This window comes from Sphingopyxis sp., from assembly GCF_050916055.1.
In the GTDB taxonomy this organism is placed as follows: Bacteria; Pseudomonadota; Alphaproteobacteria; order Sphingomonadales; family Sphingomonadaceae; genus Sphingopyxis.
This window is the reverse complement of record NZ_CP051527.1, coordinates 467,222-479,784: the sequence shown is the minus strand read 5'-3', so window position 1 is coordinate 479,784 and position 12,563 is coordinate 467,222. Positions and strand designations below refer to the sequence as shown.

13 protein-coding genes and 1 pseudogene are annotated in these 12,563 nt (G+C 64.7%); 3 read left to right on the top strand and 11 right to left on the bottom strand.

Features of this window, described 5'->3' with window-relative positions; all coding sequences use genetic code 11:
• The first annotated feature begins 96 nt into the window (after positions 1–96).
• Positions 97–519 (top strand): 50S ribosomal protein L17, encoded by a 423-nt coding sequence (rplQ, locus tag HEQ22_RS02290; protein WP_432769587.1) that lies wholly within the window; start codon positions 97–99, stop codon positions 517–519.
• Positions 520–603: 84 nt separating this feature from the next.
• Here the strand turns inward: rplQ and HEQ22_RS02285 are convergent, their stop codons facing one another.
• The 5 genes and pseudogenes from HEQ22_RS02285 to HEQ22_RS02265 all read right to left on the bottom strand — a co-directional run.
• Complete coding sequence (locus tag HEQ22_RS02285) at positions 604–924, bottom strand: DMT family transporter (RefSeq protein WP_432769586.1); 321 nt, start codon at positions 922–924, stop codon at positions 604–606.
• A 342-nt stretch (positions 925–1,266) separates the two neighbouring features.
• Positions 1,267–1,485, bottom strand: a complete 219-nt coding sequence (locus HEQ22_RS02280; protein ID WP_432769585.1) for a helix-turn-helix transcriptional regulator — start codon at positions 1,483–1,485, stop codon at positions 1,267–1,269.
• A gap of 6 nt (positions 1,486–1,491) precedes the next feature.
• Positions 1,492–1,713, bottom strand: a complete 222-nt coding sequence (locus HEQ22_RS02275) for a DUF2274 domain-containing protein (RefSeq protein ID WP_432769584.1) — start codon at positions 1,711–1,713, stop codon at positions 1,492–1,494.
• Positions 1,710–2,939 (bottom strand): TrbI/VirB10 family protein, encoded by a 1,230-nt coding sequence (locus tag HEQ22_RS02270; protein ID WP_432769583.1) that lies wholly within the window; start codon positions 2,937–2,939, stop codon positions 1,710–1,712. Before HEQ22_RS02270 ends, HEQ22_RS02275 begins: the two co-directional genes overlap by 4 nt.
• Positions 2,936–3,403, bottom strand: a pseudogene (locus HEQ22_RS02265) (TrbG/VirB9 family P-type conjugative transfer protein); the annotation flags it as partial. The pseudogene HEQ22_RS02265 and the gene HEQ22_RS02270, both read right to left, overlap by 4 nt.
• A gap of 342 nt (positions 3,404–3,745) precedes the next feature.
• Here HEQ22_RS02265 and HEQ22_RS02260 point away from each other — a divergent pair.
• Positions 3,746–4,006 (top strand): DUF7662 domain-containing protein, encoded by a 261-nt coding sequence (locus HEQ22_RS02260; protein WP_432769582.1) that lies wholly within the window; start codon positions 3,746–3,748, stop codon positions 4,004–4,006.
• A 1-nt stretch (position 4,007) separates the two neighbouring features.
• On the opposite strand, the gene HEQ22_RS02255 is transcribed toward HEQ22_RS02260, so the two are convergent.
• The 6 genes from HEQ22_RS02255 to HEQ22_RS02230 form a co-directional block, all read right to left on the bottom strand.
• Positions 4,008–4,700, bottom strand: coding sequence for a hypothetical protein (locus HEQ22_RS02255; protein ID WP_432769581.1), 693 nt, complete (start codon positions 4,698–4,700; stop codon positions 4,008–4,010).
• 10 nt (positions 4,701–4,710) lie between these two features.
• The gene (locus tag HEQ22_RS02250; RefSeq protein WP_432769580.1) at positions 4,711–4,902 is read right to left on the bottom strand and encodes a DUF6961 family protein; all 192 of its coding nucleotides are present in this window, start codon (positions 4,900–4,902) and stop codon (positions 4,711–4,713) included.
• Positions 4,903–4,923: 21 nt separating this feature from the next.
• Complete coding sequence (locus HEQ22_RS02245) at positions 4,924–5,193, bottom strand: hypothetical protein (protein ID WP_432769579.1); 270 nt, start codon at positions 5,191–5,193, stop codon at positions 4,924–4,926.
• 113 nt (positions 5,194–5,306) lie between these two features.
• On the bottom strand, positions 5,307–8,504 hold the full coding sequence (locus HEQ22_RS02240) for an error-prone DNA polymerase (RefSeq protein ID WP_432769578.1): 3,198 nt from the start codon (positions 8,502–8,504) through the stop codon (positions 5,307–5,309).
• Complete coding sequence (locus HEQ22_RS02235; protein ID WP_432769577.1) at positions 8,501–10,192, bottom strand: DUF6504 family protein; 1,692 nt, start codon at positions 10,190–10,192, stop codon at positions 8,501–8,503. Before HEQ22_RS02235 ends, HEQ22_RS02240 begins: the two co-directional genes overlap by 4 nt.
• Positions 10,101–10,883: an ImuA family protein gene (locus HEQ22_RS02230; RefSeq protein ID WP_432769576.1), complete on the bottom strand. Its 783-nt coding sequence runs from the start codon at positions 10,881–10,883 to the stop codon at positions 10,101–10,103. Before HEQ22_RS02230 ends, HEQ22_RS02235 begins: the two co-directional genes overlap by 92 nt.
• A 221-nt stretch (positions 10,884–11,104) precedes the next feature.
• Here HEQ22_RS02230 and HEQ22_RS02225 point away from each other — a divergent pair, with 221 nt between their 5' ends.
• The gene (locus HEQ22_RS02225) at positions 11,105–12,514 is read left to right on the top strand and encodes a GntR family transcriptional regulator (RefSeq protein WP_432769575.1); all 1,410 of its coding nucleotides are present in this window, start codon (positions 11,105–11,107) and stop codon (positions 12,512–12,514) included.
• The last annotated feature ends 49 nt before the right edge of the window (positions 12,515–12,563 follow it).

Here is a 12,563-nt window from a genome sequence, read left to right as displayed (position 1 = left end):
GTTCGCCGGGGCGCATCCAACGGGAATGGGTCGGCCCGCAATCGACCTGGCTTGGGGTACCTCACACGGCCCCTCTGACAAACGAAGGAATGGATTATGCGTCATAAATCGGGTGGCCGGAAGCTGCAGCGCACCAGCGCGCATCGCACGGCATTGTTCCGCAATATGTCGGCGGCGCTCATCAAGCATGAGCAGATCACGACGACCGTCGCCAAGGCGAAGGAACTGCGTCCCTATATCGAAAAGCTCGTCACGCTGGCCAAGCGCGGTGGCCTCGCCAACCGTCGCCTCGCGCAGAGCCGCCTGCTCGACGAGACCCAGCTCAAGAAGCTGTTCGACACGCTGGCCGAGCGTTACAAGGACCGCAACGGCGGCTACACCCGCGTGATCAAGGCCGGCATCCGCGCCTCCGACGCGGCGCCGATGGCGATCATCGAGTTCGTCGACCGCGACGTCGACGCCAAGGGCCAGGATTCGGGCCCGGTCGAGCAGTATGACGAGGACATGGCCGAAGCCTGAGCTTCGCCGTTCCGCACGACATCAAGGGCGGCGTCCGCAGGGATCGCCGCCCTTTTTCGTGCGCGGTCGCTTAGCGTCCCGACGCTAGGCCGGTGCCGACCATTTCATCAGCGCCAGCCCGGCAGCGATGAGCAGCGCGGCGATGATGCGCACCGGGCTGACCGCTTCGCCGAGGACGACGATGCCGACGACGAAGGCGCCGACCGCGCCGATGCCGGTCCACACCATATAGGCGGTGCCGAGCGGTAGCGACTTCATCGCGGCCGCCAACAATATGATGCTGACCGCCATCGCCGCCACCGTCACCAGCGCGGCACCGGGGCGGGTAAAGCCATCCGACTGCTTGAGCGCGAACGCCCAGACGATTTCGAACAGACCGGCGATGAAAAGATAGATCCAGGCCATGCGGCAGCCTCCTTGGCAGATGCCGCCGGGCCGTCCCGGACTTCAGGCCCGCCGTGCGGGCGAGGACGTGGCCTCATTCTTCGACCTGGCAGGGGCAGTAGGACTCGAGGGGGCCATTTAAGTGTTTGAAATATAACAACTACAGACCCGAAAAAGTGCGTCCTACCCCAACTTCTACCGCCAGTTTCATGGGCTGTAGTGGGACTTTCTGGGACGAATTCGGCATTTTCGACCAAATGATTCTGGCGTGCGACGAGCCGTTCAAAAACGCATGAAAGTGAGGACAATTAGGGGCTGGCAGGACCCGTCATAAGCCGTTGCAGACAGTCATCGCGATGGCCGCTAGTATGCGGAGCCGCCTGCACGCGAGCGCGGTTCCTCCCAATAGCCCATAGGATCAGCGATCCAACGTTCGACAGCTGACTCATACCACCCTGAACTATGGACGCTGAGCTTCATCTGGCGGGGAAAGCTGCCTTCAGCAATTTTGCGGTAGAGCGCCGAGCGCGACAGGCCCGTTCGGTCCAGAACCGTTGCAAGGCGAAGAATCCGCTCGGTCATCGGAAATCACGTCCGTCGGCGCTGCTTGATGAATTCGCGGTCGCCGGCAATGAAGCGCTCGATCATCGGCGGGATCAGCTTCTCCGGCGTCAACGGCGATGCGAGCCCTGTCAGCTTGGCATGGATCTCGGCATAATCCGCGAGGTCGCGCGCCAATGAGCCCGATATCTCGAGCGTAAGTTTCACCGGCTTCTCTTCGGTGATTGGCCCGAGACGAAGCTTCGTCATCGCGCAGCCCCGAGGTCGATCGGCTCCAAGATCAAATCGCGCGTGACGATGACGCGAAACGCGAAGCCCGGGCGAATTGTGAGAGTCGGCGGGACGGACAGTTCGCGCTCGACAACCCGCCTCCCCGCCTCGTTCGTCCCGTCCTGCACCCCGGCGCGCAAAGCGCGCACGAGGTCGCTGTCGCCGCCCGACACCAATTCGGTGCCGACGCCGAGAAGCGAAGAGATCAGAGCTGCGCGCAGCATCCGGCCCCAATGATTGTCGATCTTGTCTTCGATGCCCGCCATGCCTGAAGCATCGGCGCCGGGCTGGCGGTCGAGCCTGATTGACCGACCTCCCGGAAGGATGAGCCTGTCCCATGCGAGAAGCACGCGGCTCTGCCCGGCGACAACCTCGCTGTCATACTCGCCAACGAGGCGCGCGCCTTGCGGGATCAGGAGAATGCGGCCGGTTGGGCTGTCGAAGACATTCTGCGTGATCTGCGCGCTGATCTGACCAGGCAGGTCGGAGCGTATGCCCGTGATGAGCGCGGCTGGAATAACAGCGCCTGCCTGCAGGATGAAGGGGGAGCTCGGTGCTACGATCGGCTCGCTGCTCTCAATCGGAGGCCGACCACCGCCCGCCATGAATTTTCGCCGCGCCGAGGCGATCGTAGGCTTCTCCGCCGCAGCTTCGGCGGAAGCCGGCGCCGCGGCGATCTCGGCCGCAGTCTCGCGTAGCGGTGCACCACCGCTTCCGCCAAGGAAGAGCCGGCTCGCCTGCGCCGCCTCCCGCTCCTGCAAGGCGCGCTGCCGCGCCTGTTCGGCCGCCGCGATCCGGGGATCGACCGGCGGCTGCGCCATACCGGGCACGGGTACGGTTTCCCCGGCATTCTGCGCCGAGACGATCGGCCTTCCAAGATCGCCGGGAAGCGGCGGCCCCAGTTTCGGTATCGAGCCATAATCTGCTGGTCCTCCGGTGATCGATTCAGCCCGATTGGGATTCGTCACCTCATAAAGTTCCTGCGCGGGCTTGGGGTCGGGAGTTCGCAATGCCCAGAGTAGCGCGCCGCCGATCGCGAGCCCCGCCGCCCCGCCCGCTAGGGCGAGGGTCTTGCGTGACAGGCGCATGACCCGCGGCAGTTCGCCTTCGAGACGGAAGCCGTCGGGGCTGGCAGGAGCCACCGCCGCCGGAGGCCGTTCCTCCTCGACAGGCGCCGCCTCGCCTTCCCGTTCGGGCGCGGTCACTTGGCGCTCCGGCGGCGCGGCGCATCGCGCTCAATGCGGACCGACTTAGCGGCACGCCCGCTGCCAAGGCGAAGCTCGGCGCGCTCGAAGAGGCGGTCGACGATCATGAAGCGGCCCTGGACGCGGTAGTTGACGAGTTCGGCCGCGCCCTTGTCGCCGAGAATGAAGAGCGGCGGCATTTCAGCGGTCACGACACTCGTGCCGAATTCGACGAAAAGCTGGCGGCCATCGTCAAAGACCCGCTGCGGCCGCCAGGCGACCTTGTCCCCCGAAATCCGGTAGGCAAAGTTCAGCGCCGCAAAGTCGATGCCGCCGGCGACGGGTGCTATCCTCTCGCGCTCGGTCTCCGCGGCGCGAAGCGCGATCAACTCGTCCTGCGGATATGACCAGGAAACGCCCGCCATGTAGGTAGCCGGCGTGGCTCGGAGCTCGATGTGATAGGTCCTGCGGCTGGTGTTGATAACGGGCTCGCTGTCCTTCACCTTGCGGCCGTTCGGGACGATCGCGATCGGGGCGGTGACCATGAGGGTCGCGAGATTGCCCTCGAGGCTGCCGTCGTCCTTGACGGTGAGATTTGCGATGCTTGCCATTTGAAGTCTCCTTGGGTTGCTCGGGGACCATCCCCGATGGCGCCAACCGAAGGGGCCGCGAGCCGCCGTCACCGAGCGCCCGCGCGAGGGCGAACCCCCGCAGGGGGTTGACGGCCAAGGCGAGCCGAGACCCGCAGCCAGGCGACAAAAAGGGGTGGTTTCCGGCCCAAGGTGCGGTAACGGGCCGCCCGCGCTTACGAAAGGCCAAGGGGCAGCATGGGTAAATATGATCCGCTCGGGGCGTTCCTTCGCCGGTGGCGGAGCCGCAATTCGGCCGAAGGACTGAAGCTCACTCTCGACCAGATCGAGGGCATCATCCGCGGCGTATTGCCGAGGGGTGCCGGCAAAGGCCATTGGTGGGCCAATGACGCCGAGTGCGGGCCGCACCAGCGCGCCTGGACCGATGCCGGCTTCGCTGCCGACTTCGATCCCAAGACCGAGCGCGTCTTCTTCCGATGCCTGTCTCCCGTCCAGTAGGTCAGATACCGTCGGCAGGAATTCCGAGATAGTTCGAGAGGCTTTCATTGGTCTCGTGAATCATCGACCAGTTATGGACGAAATCCCAACGCGTGGAGCCGGAGTGGACGCCGATGCGCGCGACCACAAGCAGGCACCAGCGGAGTGTTTCGCGGCAGAATTCGCGGTTTTCGAACAGCTTCTGCTGATTGTCGACAAACCCCGCGTACATCATGCCGTCGAAGGCGATCGAGGAGGGTGTCCACTTCGGATGCACCATGTTGGACCTGAGATCGTAGAGCTCGCGCATCTTCGCGCAGAGCTTCTTGGAATTGGGAAGCGGGCTGCCGAAAGCGCGGCGCGGCAAATGACCGAGTTTGTGCTCGATCGGCTTGTCGCTCCTCGCAAGGTCGATGACGTCGTCCAGGCCCTGCAGATTTCCAAGCTGGTGAAAATATATGTTGAGAAATGCCTCGGTGCCGACGAGGCTCATCAGGAAGGCTTGAAGGCCGAAATGTCGGTTGTCGCGTGCGCGGTCGCCGGCTGGATCGTCTCCCACCGTCATCGCATCGATGCTCCGGATTGCCGAGACGAAGTAAGTTTGAACGATGCTGTTCGGCGATTCCAGGCTGATTGCACCGTCGATCAGTTCGCCATCCTTGTAGATTGCCCGCGCAGAGCCATCCTGATCGAGATCGAGTTCGAAATGCGGCATTTGCAGTTCCTCAATGGTTTGCCGCGAGGCGCGCCGACGCTCGCAAATGCTCGAAGCAGGCAGCGATCGAACGCCAGCGGGCAACGCCGTCCGCGTCGCCTTCCAGTGCAAGCGCGCCAATCCGCTCCGCAATATGGATTGCTGCTTGCGCCCCATATTGCCGCTCGACGGCAACCGCGCAGGCCCAGTCCCATCTGTCCATGATGCTACTGTCCGCGCTCGATCACGGCTGCGGCAGGCCGAGGGTGTCCCATGCATCGCCATTTCCGACCAGAAGTGCCCAATGACGATCGGTGGCATCGGGGCAGTCGGCCCAGCCGCCCGGCGAGAGGGCTTCGACCGCTGCTGCATTGTGCCCCGGAATCAGAAGCGTATCGAGTTCGCCGAGGCCATTGCTCTCGATGAACAAGGCCATGCCCTGATCGCCGTGAAAGACCGTCGTGAAAAGCTGTTCGTAACCGGCCTGCAGCGCCGACCATTCGGCGAGCGGCATTTGCTTGCATCTGAACATTGTCATACCCTTTTCGCTCGAACGTTAGCGGTCGGCATTGATTGTAGCATGACGGTGCACCAGATCGCACCCACAGGGATCCTGGCGGGGTGATGCTAGTGAAAGTCATGGCTTCGGATCCGCAGCGGCGCGTCGCGCGAGTCCGGCCCTCCCCCGTTTCTCGCGCCATCGCCGCGCCCTGGCGCTATCGAGACGTCGCCCTGCGCGATCGAACGCAGCATCGCGTCATGGTCGATGATCCGGTCGCAAATGATGTGAATGACTTCGCCTTCCTTCTGCAGCCGCCCGCGCATCGCGATCATCGAGGCCGACATCACCGGCCTGCGATAGATATCGAACCGATCGGGCCAGAGGATGCCGTTCGCGATGCCTGTTTCGTCCTCGATCGTCACGAATAGCACGCCCTTGGCCGAGCCAGGCCTCTGGCGAACAAGGATGACGCCCGCGACCTCAATATTCCGCCCGTCGCGAATATGCGGGAGCTCCGCGCAGCGGACGATCCCCATGCCATCAAGCTCCTCCCTCAAAAAGCTGAGCGGATGCGCGCGTAGCGATAGCTGCAGCGTGCGATAATCTTCCACCACCTCGCGTCCCTCGGTCATCGGCCGGAGCGCGGTCGCGGGTTCGAGCCCCTCTGGCGAGAAGCAAGCCTCGCGGGCATCCGCCGCCGCGAAGAGCGGTAGCGGCGCTTCCCCCAGCCCCCGCACCTTCCACAAGCCCTGGCGCCTGTCTTCGGACAGGCAGGCAAAGCCATCGGCCTCGGCGATCCGTTCGATCGCGGCGCGCGGCACGCCGGCGCGCCGCCAGACATCCTCGACGCAGTCATACGGAAGGTCTCCCCTCGCCCCGACGATCGCAGCGCCATGAACATTGGCGAGCGATCGTACCTGGCGAAAGCCGAGGCGTACCGCGAGATAGCGGCCTTCGGTCTCCTCCAGCGTACAATCCCAATGGCTGTCGTTGATCGAGACCGGGCGCACCTCGACGCCATGATTGCGGGCATCGCGCACGATCTGCGCCGGCGCGTAGAAACCCATCGGCTGGGCGTTGAGCAAAGCGGCACAGAATATGTCGGGATGATGATGCTTCATCCAGCACGAGGCATAGGCGATCTTCGCAAAGCTCGCTGCATGGCTCTCCGGAAAGCCATAGCTCCCGAAGCCCTCGATCTGCTTGAAGGTGCGCTCGGCAAAATCCTTGGGATAACCCCGTTCGACCATGCCGCCGACGAGCTTGTCGTAGAAATGCGATACCCCGCCCGTCAATTTGAAGGTCGCCATCGCCCTCCGCAATTGATCGGCCTCGGCCGGGGTGAAGCCCGCGCCGACGATCGCGACCTTCATCGCCTGCTCCTGGAAGAGCGGGACGCCGAGCGTCTTCTCGAGCACCGCGCGAAGCTCCGGCTTCGGATACTCGGGCTTCTCCTTGCCCTCGCGGCGGCGAAGATAGGGATGGACCATATCGCCCTGGATCGGGCCGGGGCGGACGATCGCGACCTCGATCACCAGGTCGTAGAAGCATTTGGGCTTGATGCGCGGCAGCATCGACATTTGCGCCCGGCTCTCGATCTGGAAGACGCCCAGCGTATCGGCCTTCTGGATCATGCCATAGACGGCGGGATCATCATCCTGCAGGTCGGCCATGCCGACCTCGACGCCCTTATGCTCGCGCAGCAGGTTGAACGCGCGGTTCATGCAGCCGAGCATGCCGAGGCCGAGGACATCGACCTTCATGAACTTGAGGACGTCGATATCGTCCTTGTCCCATTCGATGATCTGCCGGTCTTCCATGCGCGCCGGTTCGATCGGCACGAGATCGTCGAGACGCTCTTCGGTCAGCACGAAGCCGCCCGGGTGCTGCGACAAATGGCGCGGTGTTCCAATCAGTTGGCGCGCGAGATCGAGAGTCAGTTTCAGCCGGTGATCGTCGGCATTCAAATTGAGGCTGGCGATCTGTTCGTCGGGAATGCCGTCGACCGACCAGCCCCAGACGAGGCCGGTGAGCATCTTCGTCAGATCGCGCGGCAGCCCGAGCGCCTTGCCGACCTCGGCCACCGCGCCGCGCGTCCGGTAGCGCGTGACCACAGCGGTCAGCGCCGAGCGATGGCGCCCATAGGTCTCGTAGATCCACTGGATGATTTCCTCGCGCCGCTCATGCTCGAAGTCGACATCGATATCGGGGGGCTCCTTGCGTTCGCCCGAGACGAAGCGCTCGAAGAGCAGCTCATGTTTGATCGGGTCGATCGAGGTGACGCCAAGCAGGAAGCAGACGCAGCTGTTCGCTGCTGACCCTCGTCCCTGGCACAATATCCCGCGGCGCCGGCTCTCGGCGACGATCGAATTGACGGTCAGGAAATAGGGCGCATAGCCAAGCTCGCCGATCAGGCGCAGCTCATGGTCGATCTGTTTCCGGTAGGCCGGCGGTACGCCGCCCGGAAACATGCCGACCGCGCCTTCCTCGGTGAGCGCGGCAAGCGCCTCCTGAGCGCTCCGCCCCGCCATCACTTCCTCATACGGATATTGGTAGCGGATCTCGGCGAGGTCGAAGCGACAGGCCGCGGCGATATCCGCCGTCGCCTGGATCGCGTCGGGAAAGAGCGCGAAGCGCCGTTCCATCTCGGCCGGCGACTTCAGGGCGCGGTCCATGAAGCGCTCGCGCCGGAAGCCGAGCGCATCGACGGTGGTCTTCTCGCGGATCGCCGTCAGCACATCCTGCAGCGGGCGGCGCTCGGCCGCATGGTAGAGGATGTCGCCGCAGACAACACTCCGCACCCCGCTACTGCGCGCCAGGGCGTCGAGCGCGTGCAGGCGCGCAAGATCGCCGGGCCGGCGCCGGAGCGACAGCGCCAGAAAGGAATCGGGGCCGAAAACCTCGCGGAGTTCGCCAAGGTCCCGGCGCGTCCGCTCGCCGGCGGCGTCGGGGAAAAGTACCGCGACCAGCCGTTCGGCCCAGGTTGCGACATCGGACCAGTCGAGCCAGCAATTGCCCTTGCCGCCGCGCGCCTTGCCAAGCGACAGCAATCGGGTCAGCCGCGACCAGGCTGCGCGATCCTTCGGATAGAGCAATAGCGAACGGCCATCGCGCAGATCGACGCGCGATCCGGGGATCAGCCGGACGCCGGTCGCCTCCTGCCCCGAGAGGCCGCGAACCATGCCGGCGACGCTGCCGCGATCACAGAGCCCGAGCGCCGAATGACCGAGCAAAGCCGCCGCCGCGAACAGCTCCTCGGGCGACGAGGCCCCCCGCAGGAAGGAGAAATGGCTGGTCGTCTGGAGCTCGACATAGGTCGTCATCCGAACACGCCGTGCATGTACCAACTCAAATCCCCCGTATTCTCCTCCAGCGCATCGCCGCGGCGGAACAGCCAGAAACGTTCGCCGCTCTCCGCCTCGACCCGGAAATAGTCGCGCACTGGCCACATCTCGCCGGCCCGCCGCCACCATTCGCCATGGATGCGTTCGGGTCCGTCGCCCGCCACGACGCGGTAGCTCCGCCCGCGCCACGCGAAGCGGCGCGGCGGGTGGTCGGGCAGCAGCGCGACGACGCCCGACAAGGGTTCGGGCCGCCCCAGCATCCGCACCGGACGCGCCCAGGCCGGCCAGCCGGCAGGCTTGGCGAGCGGGCCGGCGCGGCCGATCGCGCGCTCGGGCACATCGCTTTCGATCGCCGCCAAGCGAAAGAGGGCCGCCTCACCCGCACGTCCCGCGAGTTGGTCGACGAGCGGCGCGATGTCGGGCGTGCGCTCTCCGCTATCGAGCGGCGATCCGATCGTCTCGGGCGCCAGGGCTTCGACCTGCGGCGCCGCGAGCGTCATCGCCTCGATCCCCAGCCCCGGCTCGATGCGGTCGATACGGAGCTTGAAGAGACGCACAAGATGCTTTGCATCGCGCGTCGCCCGCGCCGTCCCGACTGCCACGCGCTGCTCGCGCGCATCGACGCGCTCGCAGCTCAGCATCGCCGTTCGCACGCCGAGCCCGCGCCGCGCGAGCTCGGCGACGAGGTCACCGACCAGATCGGCAATGACCTGCTCGATCGCCTCGGCGGTCGCGATCGGCTCGACCAACCGCCGGGTCGCGACAGGCGTCTCGAACGGGACGACGGGAACGATCGGCTCGGGCAGATGCCCGCGCGCCTGGTCGAGCCGCTCGACCGCGCCGCGCCCGAGGCGCCGCGCCAGCGGCCCGCGCGGCATCGGGTAAAGGTCGGCAATCCGCTCGATCCCGAAGCGCGCCGCCGACACAAGCGCCTCCGGCGCAAGCCGGAGCGCGCGAAGCGGGAGCCCAGCAAGCGCCCCGCCCTCCTCCCCTTGCGGCAAGACCAGGGTCGCCGCGCCGCCGAAACGCGCTAGCGCGTGCGCGGTGCCGGGCGTCCCGGCAATCGCGATACGCGCGGTGAAGCCTAGACGGCGCAGGAATGACACGAGCCGCGACGCGAAGCGCGCCTCGCCTCCGAAGAGATGGGCGGTGCCGGTCAGATCGAGCCAGAGCTCGTCGGAGCCCGATACAGCGGCCGTCGGCGTCCAGTGCCGCACCGCATGCAGCGCCAGCCGGTCGAGCCACGCGGCATCCGCGTCGGGCGCCGCATCATATATATCGAGATCGGTCACCAGCGCGCGCGCATGCGCCGCTGCCATGCCCGGCGCTAGACCGAGGTCGAGCGCGATCGGACACGCAGCGGTAACGAGGTCGCGCTGACCGCTGCGCGCAACGAGAATCGTCGGCCGCTGGTGTGCTGGCAGCGCGTCGATCGCAGCCCGGTTGGGCCGTCCATGCGCCGACGTGTCTTGTGCCCAGCGCGCACCCGGTCGCCAGCCGCCACCGCGCGGCACCGAACAGGCACCGGGATTGTCGTCGACAGGTTCGGGGAAGCGCGGTCCGAGCCGCGCGGGCTCAGGCGGCGTGCCCGAGCGCGAGATCGGCGCCGCCCGCCGCACTCGCTCGATCGCGAGTTGCGGCAGGAAGAGCGAGGCGACCCTGGTCATCGCACGCCTCCAGTTCGAGGGAGAAAGGCGGCCCGCCGCGCTGGCGCACAAGTTCGATCGACCAGCGCCCGCGCCCGACGCCCGGTATCGTGAGCGGAGCCGATGCGAGGCTCCCGACCCGCCAGCGCGTGCACGCCAGCGAAAGATCGGTGAGCGGACATTGCCCGTAACGCCGGTAGCGGCGATAGAGCAGCATCGGCGTCTTGCCTTCGGAGGCCGCGAGCTGCAGTCGGCGTGTCGCGGTCTGGTCGGCCGCTTTGACCTCGGCGACGACGCAGGCCAGCGCCCCGTCGCGAAGCGCGTCCTCGCACATGGCGAGAAGCTCGCGGTCATTGCTGCCCTGCGCATAGAGGATGCGATCGGGTCCGAGTCCCGCCTGTTCGAGGCCCGGCGCATAAAGGTCGAAGCGCGTAAGCGCCCATAGCGCCGACAGGCCCGGCGCCGCAAAGCGCGCGGCGATCCCGGCTGCAAACAGGGTGGCGGCCGCATCGTCGCTCCAGCTTGCCGATGCCGCCGCGACTTCATGGAGGCCCGCGCCATCGAGCCCGCCGCCCGCAAGAAGATGATCGAGCGGGCCCACGCCAAAGGGCAGCACCGGTCCACGCTCCGACGCGACGCGCGCCACAGCGTCGCGAAGCGATTGAAGCTCCTCGGCCCTCGGCCGGGGCTGCGATAAAGGTGGTGCGATCATATCGGGTTCGACTCAAATGTTCTTTATATGTTCCACTCTCGCAGAACGCGCGTCAAGCGACCTGCGGCAGGCGGCTGTGGATCATTTAGCGCTGCGACGCCTTCATGCCTGTAAAGCGGGGCCTATTTTGGGCTGATCCCCATCGACCTACCCCCATAATTCGGGAAGTTGGAGTCCCGCACGCGTTGCCTTACCAATTCAGCACTGGAAGAAAAATCCATGTGAGCCACAAAACAGCATTGGCAATGCGAAGTAGCTCGGTGCCTGGGACCTCAGAAAAAGGTTTCGAAGCCGCCGTCTGGCTGATCGTTGACAATGGTCGCTCGCTCGAAGAGGATTCCTGGTGCGGCAACATTGACAACATGTTGCTCAAGTGCGACCGCCCATCTGTGAACGAGGTTACCGGATCATATTTCTCGAATAGCGCTCAGTTTAAGGCGCTCACTCAAGCCGCCTTCCGATTGAACAATCTTTTGACCGCAGAGCGCGACAGGTTGGTAGCAGATTTAGGTCTCACCAGTGCTCGGTGGCAAGTGCTCGAAACTATCGGTCTGCAATCAGGCCCCGTTTCGGCAGCGGACGTTGCGCGCCAACTCCAAATTTCGCGACAGGCGGTTCAGCGCGTTCTTAACGACTTATCGAAGTTGGGTCTGGTTGTACTTGCAGTCGATCATGCCGATAAGCGCGCTCAGCGTGTTTCGGTGACGGACCTTGGATCGACTATCCTGCTTGAACTGGACGCGCGATCCGAGGCGTTGCGGCGCAAAATTTCCGCCGATCACAATACGGAGCTTGCAGATTTTATTGCTCTTACGACGGTCGCAGCCAGACCGGTAGACGACGACGGCCCCGTCAAGAGCCCAAGCTCGGGCAGAAGTCACGACACGGTTCACTCCTGGCCGAACCGCCCGGTCGCAGGAGTATCAGCCAGACTTAGGACGTTTGAGACAGTCCAGCATCATATTCTCGATCAAATTCGAAGCGGCCATTTGCGCTCGGGTGACCGGTTGCTCCCAGAGCGAGAATTGGCAAGCAGCCTGGGCGTCGGAAGATCGGCAGTTCGAGAAGCTCTGAGAAGTCTCGAAATGTCGGGTGTGCTGCGCTTCAAACGAGGTGTCGGAGGGGGCACCTTTCTTCGAGATAGCGGGTCTGACGGAATCGAGGCGTCGATCCGATCGATGCTCATTCTTGGGCGGCTTCCGCTTACCGATTTGCTTGAGGTGCGAGCAAGCTTGCTTGGCCAGTGTGCCAGGCTGGGAGCCCAGCGCGGCACCAAGCGAGATTTTGCTCGTATGGATCGAAACATCGACGAGCTTGAACGGTGCATAAGAACATTCGACGATCAGGTCGCGGCGATCGAGCCTGCGGTTGAATTTTACCGGCTCGCGGCTCGATGTTCGCACAATCCCCTGATGATTCTGCTCGTTGATGCAATCGCTGGTCTGGTGGCTGAAATGCTCACCGAGCTGAAACATCGGCCCCGCGCAGACTCGCTCACGGCACGTCGGAAAATGGTGGCAGCGATGCGTGAGGGTCGCGCTGACGATGCGGCGCGGGTGATTCGCCTCCATTCGCAAGATACCAACCGCTTGCTTCTTAAATCAAAGGCGACATTCGCCCCTTTGACGTAACGACGTCCGCGACTCTGCGTTACGCGGCAATGTACGGAACATTTGCCCG

Coding starts and splice junctions, on each gene's coding strand:
- rplQ (WP_432769587.1), top strand. CDS start 97: ATGCGTCATAAATCGGGTGGCCGGAAGCTGCAGCGCACCAGCGCGCAT.
- HEQ22_RS02285 (WP_432769586.1), bottom strand. CDS start 924: ATGGCCTGGATCTATCTTTTCATCGCCGGTCTGTTCGAAATCGTCTGG.
- HEQ22_RS02280 (WP_432769585.1), bottom strand. CDS start 1,485: ATGACCGAGCGGATTCTTCGCCTTGCAACGGTTCTGGACCGAACGGGC.
- HEQ22_RS02275 (WP_432769584.1), bottom strand. CDS start 1,713: ATGACGAAGCTTCGTCTCGGGCCAATCACCGAAGAGAAGCCGGTGAAA.
- HEQ22_RS02260 (WP_432769582.1), top strand. CDS start 3,746: ATGGGTAAATATGATCCGCTCGGGGCGTTCCTTCGCCGGTGGCGGAGC.
- HEQ22_RS02255 (WP_432769581.1), bottom strand. CDS start 4,700: ATGCCGCATTTCGAACTCGATCTCGATCAGGATGGCTCTGCGCGGGCA.
- HEQ22_RS02250 (WP_432769580.1), bottom strand. CDS start 4,902: ATGGACAGATGGGACTGGGCCTGCGCGGTTGCCGTCGAGCGGCAATAT.
- HEQ22_RS02245 (WP_432769579.1), bottom strand. CDS start 5,193: ATGCCGCTCGCCGAATGGTCGGCGCTGCAGGCCGGTTACGAACAGCTT.
- HEQ22_RS02240 (WP_432769578.1), bottom strand. CDS start 8,504: ATGACGACCTATGTCGAGCTCCAGACGACCAGCCATTTCTCCTTCCTG.
- HEQ22_RS02235 (WP_432769577.1), bottom strand. CDS start 10,192: ATGACCAGGGTCGCCTCGCTCTTCCTGCCGCAACTCGCGATCGAGCGA.
- HEQ22_RS02230 (WP_432769576.1), bottom strand. CDS start 10,883: ATGATCGCACCACCTTTATCGCAGCCCCGGCCGAGGGCCGAGGAGCTT.